Source organism: Occallatibacter sp. (assembly GCF_049802275.1).
Taxonomy (GTDB): Bacteria; Acidobacteriota; Terriglobia; order Terriglobales; family Acidobacteriaceae; genus Telmatobacter.
The window spans coordinates 1-3,219 of record NZ_JBARMD010000393.1; the positions used below are offsets into that span (position 1 = coordinate 1).

Annotated in this window: 3 protein-coding genes; all 3 read right to left on the reverse strand. The window is 59.4% G+C overall.

From position 1 onward, the window contains the following. A partial coding sequence (locus WA354_RS13765) for a hypothetical protein (RefSeq protein WP_472813587.1) occupies positions 1-794 on the reverse strand: 794 nt, incomplete at its 3' end. 216 nt (positions 795-1,010) lie between these two features. Next, the gene (locus tag WA354_RS13770) at positions 1,011-2,123 is read right to left on the reverse strand and encodes a hypothetical protein (RefSeq protein WP_472813588.1); all 1,113 of its coding nucleotides are present in this window, start codon (positions 2,121-2,123) and stop codon (positions 1,011-1,013) included. Beyond that, positions 2,116-3,126 carry a glycerophosphoryl diester phosphodiesterase membrane domain-containing protein gene (locus tag WA354_RS13775; protein WP_472813589.1) on the reverse strand — a complete coding sequence of 337 codons (1,011 nt, stop codon included), beginning with the start codon at positions 3,124-3,126 and terminating at the stop codon, positions 2,116-2,118. Before WA354_RS13775 ends, WA354_RS13770 begins: the two co-directional genes overlap by 8 nt. Positions 3,127-3,219: the final 93 nt, after the last annotated feature.

Below are 3,219 nucleotides of genomic sequence, written 5' to 3' on the forward strand. Positions count from 1 at the left end.
TCCTCAAGCCACAGCTGCCAATCGCGCGCCGAAGCTGCGCCGGGCGCAGGCCGATCGAGATCGGGAGTGAGCTGAACGCGCCAGCGTCGCTCTAATCGCAGCAGTGACCAAACCAGCGCCACACAAACCGCCAGAATGAATCCCCAGACCAGGGCGCGACCAACCCATGCTGAGCGCGCCTTGAGATTTGCGGCGCTTTCGAAAAGACGATTGAGCCAGTTACCGAATTTCTCCAGGACCGAATCGCGAACGGTCAGCTTCAGATCGCGGAACTCCGGTTCGGCCAAGACTTGTTGCATCACGGCGCGTTCCTGAACGTGAGGCGGAACGGATGCAATGGGCAGGTGCGATTGGGCGAGATCGTCTTCGAGGCGCTGTTTTGCGTCTTTCAGGAGCTGCGATGTCGGCGAGTGATCCTGGACTGCCTCCTGCACATGCCCCGGCCTGGGTACCGTTGCCACCGGCTGATCGGGATCTTCAGCCTTCGAAAACAACACGCGCAGCCAGCCGTACCGCACGAGGCGCTGGTCAGTTTGCGAGCCGTTCACAATCGGCACTCGATCATCGGGACCGATGAGGGAAGGATCACAGGTCTTGATGTTGCGCGCCGTTGCGCAGGCGTCGACAAGCGAGGCAAGCGTGTCGAGATGCCGTCGGTAGTCTTCCATCGACACATCGCGCCAGCGCACGGTGGATTGTGCGGATGACAACGCGGGGGTCTGGGCGGTCGCTGTGATCGCGGCGAGGACCCCGACGAGCATCGGCAAAGGGCCGAATAGTCTTCGCATGGACATCACCCCGGGAACTCCTCCAGCGAAGCAGGTTCTTTTACAATTTCCTGTCTCCGAGCGGGAGCAGGTGTGTTCATACGGGCGGCGTCCATCCCCCACTCAATGTCGAATCCATCAAGACGCATGCGCTGATGATAGTAGAAAGGGGCGATGTTCTCGCACAGGCTCATGAGGCGGAGGGTTACCGCGGTGGAGCGTGAGACTGGCAGGTGCCGCAGCTCATGAGTTTTCCTTGCCGGGTAAGTTCTCTGAAATCGCATGGTGCGTGAAGATCGGCTCGGACGTTTCAGGATTGATGGTTGTTACTGCCGGATTGATCGACATCGAAATATCATCCTCAAGCGAGAGCGACGGTGCGGCTTTTGTCGACGGCATTGGAGCGGACGGCGCCATCAATCCGGCCTGCTGCATCATCCACTCGATATCGAATCCTTCTTTGCGGATGCGCTGATCGAAATAGAAGACGGTGAGTGCGATTCCGTAAATCGGCTTGGTAAGAGCCTTCACGACAAAGAACGCTCCGTAGGTCACAAACAGGGCAACCATGCCGACTGCCTGTGCATGTGCCTGGCCTTGCAAGCCCGGCATGAACGCAATCGCAAGCAGGACGGGAAACGTGACGCACCAGGCGAGGATCTGGCTCAGAAAGACTCCCAGCAGATAGAGCAGGAAGATTCGAGCGCGGGTTCCGTGGCTAAGCAGCACGCCGCGTTTCAAGGCGCTCCACGCGGAAGACTGTTCGACGACACTCACCGGAAATGCCAGGCAAAAGCGCAGCAGCATCCAAATGGCAAATGCGCCGAGAACGAGCAAGACCAGAAGGAGAAGCCCGGCAAACAGTGGACTGTTGTCGTTTGTCGCAATGCCTCTGACTTTGCCGGCGACCATCGCAAACACAGCAATCAGAAACACGACGGCAGGCGCGCCAACGATGACCAGTCCCTGCAAAATAAAAAGGCCGACGTAGCGCCAGCCGCGCTTCCAGGCCGCTTTATAGGCGCTTCGGATGCTGATCTGATCGCCCAGGAAGAGACGGGCCGCGGCCTCGCTCATGGCGGCTTCACCCAAGGCGCTGGTACCCAGGGTAGCCGGAATTGCGAGGACCACGAGCAGGATGAGGAACGCCCACACGAGGGTATCCGCCACGGTTGCGCCGTGTCTTGATGTCGAGCCCATCCAGGTGAAAAAGGCGAAGGATCCCGCCGCGAAGACAAATAGCGTCCCCGCGGGGATGGTTCCGATGCCGAGGAAGACAAGAAAGCGCGAGCGGTAGAGTTGCGCTGTGCGGTCGAGAATCTCCGCCAGGCTCAGCGGATGGAGCGGCTCATTCATGCCCGTTTCCGCGTTCCAAAGATGCCAGTTCGCCGATTGAGGAGCCGAGTGCGAGCGCGGGCTGAGGTTCGGTCATTCCCGCCGCATGCATCATGCGTTCGATGTCGTAGCCCTCTTTGCGCACGCGCTGGTCGTAATAGAAGAGGGTGAAGCCGGTCGCGTAAATGGGTTGCACAAATGTGTTGGTCAGGAATGCGAGGAACTGCTGCGTCACGCTCATCCACAGCGGCAGAACTCCGTGGTGCTTGAGGCCAACCACGAGAAAGAAACCCTGCGTGATGCCGGTCAACCCCAATTGAATGATGAGGGCAAGCAGCCCCAGCATGAAGATGCTTCCGCGCGAGCCTTTGCTCAGTTGAACGCTGCGGCGGATTGCGTCGCGCGCCTTCAGGTTCTCCACGGTGCATGCAGGCACGGCCAACGAATAACGCAGGCTCATCAGGATGCCGTACACAAGTGAGCCCAGGAGCAGGAAGAGAAACACAACGCTCGACGCCAGGAACACGATCATGGTCTTGGGGTCAGGCGGAGCGGCGTGAGGGGCAAGGAGTTTTGTTGGGCGAATATAAACGAGGATCAGTGCAGCATAAGCTCCGTAGACGAGCACGCACGGAAACCAGGCACGAAAGTACGTGATGGTCATCAGCCACAAGTAGCGCGCGGTGCGTGGGAGGATGGTGCGATAGGCGGCGCCGATGCTGGCCTGCTCACCCAGATGTACCCAGCCTACGGCACGCGTGTTGGCCGCCATAGCCAAACCGCCGGCCACGAAGATGGCGAGCCAGAGGATAAGGAGCCCAATCACCGACACCACAACCAGGCCAGTTGTCATGTGCATCGCCAGCGCGGCACGCTGCGCCGCGATCTGCACCAGGCTCAGCACCAGCAGGATGCCGCCATACACCGATGAGATGCCGGCGAAGAGAAGAAAATTTGAGCGATAGAGTTCGGCGGTTCGATCGAGAATCTCTCCAAGAGAGAGCGGGCGCAGCGTCGTTTCCATGCCTGGAATCCTTCAAAAAATGGGAGGCAGATGCTTGCGGGGATGCTAGCACATATGGGGCGGCACAGGAGACGACGGCTTCCAGTATTTCGC